This is a genomic window from uncultured Roseibium sp. (assembly GCF_947494555.1).
In the GTDB taxonomy this organism is placed as follows: Bacteria; Pseudomonadota; Alphaproteobacteria; order Rhizobiales; family Stappiaceae; genus Roseibium.
The window spans coordinates 1-1386 of the sequence record NZ_CANLVF010000014.1 but is presented as its reverse complement, the minus strand read 5'-3'; the positions used below and the strand labels follow the sequence as shown (position 1 = coordinate 1386).

At 63.8% G+C, this 1386-nt stretch carries 2 protein-coding genes; both read right to left on the bottom strand.

Annotated features, from left to right (window positions below; genetic code table 11):
- The coding region (locus Q0915_RS32020; RefSeq protein ID WP_299484416.1) for an ATP-binding cassette domain-containing protein at positions 1-185 on the bottom strand (185 nt) is incomplete at its 3' end.
- Between the two features lies 1 nt (position 186).
- On the bottom strand, positions 187-1260 hold the full coding sequence (locus tag Q0915_RS32015; RefSeq protein WP_299544548.1) for an ABC transporter permease: 1074 nt from the start codon (positions 1258-1260) through the stop codon (positions 187-189).
- Between the last annotated feature and the right edge of the window lie 126 nt (positions 1261-1386).

Below are 1386 nucleotides of genomic sequence, written 5' to 3'. Positions count from 1 at the left end.
ATCTTGCCCCTGGTCGGCTTGTGCACGCCCGACATGGTCTTGATGAAGGTGGACTTGCCCGCGCCGTTGTCGCCCAGTAGGCAGTGGCATTCGCCCGCCCTGACGGAGACCGAAACCCCGTTCAGCGCGATCACCGGCCCGAAATGCTTCTCGATATCGACGAGTTCTATGAGGGCATCAGACATCTTAACGCTCCCCTGTGATCATGCGGCGGATATAGGTGTTGAGGATCACGGCCAGCAGCAGGATCACCCCGAGGAACACGCGGAAGAGCGAGCTTTCCACACCGGCAAAGAACAGGCCCTGCTGGACCACGCCGAAGATGAGCGCGCCAAGGGCAGCGCCGATGACCGAGCCATAGCCGCCGGTCAGCAACGCCCCGCCGATGACCACGGAGATGATCGCCTCGAACTCCTTCAGGAGGCCGCGGTCGGCGGCCGCAGAGCCGAACTCCATCACCTGGCAGGTGGCGAAGATGGTGGCGCAAAAGGCGGTGAACATGAACATGGAGATCTTGACCCGGTTGACCGGCACGCCGACATAGCGGGCGGCCTGGGCATCGCCGCCGGAGGCGAAGATCCAGTTGCCGAACTTGGTGCGGGTCAGAAGGAAATGGCCGAAGACGATCAGGATGACGGCCCAGATCATCAGCATGGGAATGCCCTCGACCACCGGCTGGCCGGCCTTGGGTCCGGCGACGAACTTGCCGACCACGCCGAGATCGGCAAGCCAGACAAACAGCCAGTTGAAGACCTTGCCGCCGAACATCCAGGCGATCGGATCGCCCTCGGCTGCATCCTTGACGCCGCCGATGATGGTCTTGCGGGTGGTGGCGATTGAAATGAAGATCGTCAGGCCGCGCAGGATATAGAGGAAGGCCAGGGTGACGATGAAGGAGGGCAGGCCGGTCTTGACGACCAGGTAGCCGTTGAGGGCGCCGATGGCGAGCGCCACGGCGAAGGCGACCAGAATGGCAAACCAGGTGGGAAAGCCCCATTGCACGCTCATGAGCGCGATGATGATGCCGGAAAAGCCGATCATGGAGCCGACCGACAGGTCGAACTCGCCGGCGATCATCAACAGGCAGGCGCCGACGGCGATGATGGCGAACTGGGCCGATACCGTGCCCCAGTTGACAATGCCCTCGGCGGCGAACATGCCGCTGCCGCTGGCAATGGAGAGAAAGAAGATGAAGACGAGGATCGTGCCGCAGATCGCGCCCAGTTCGGGCCGGATCAGGGCCTTGCGCACAGAGGACATCTCGCGGACGCGTTCGTCCTTCTCAGGTGCCCCGGGCTCAGGTGCCCCGGGCTCAGGTGCCTCGGGTGCGGCGGTCTCTTGGGACTCAGCCATAGGTCTCCTCCTGCGTGCCGGTCGGGCCGGCCG

Coding starts and splice junctions, on each gene's coding strand:
- Q0915_RS32015 (WP_299544548.1), bottom strand. CDS start 1,260: ATGTCCTCTGTGCGCAAGGCCCTGATCCGGCCCGAACTGGGCGCGATC.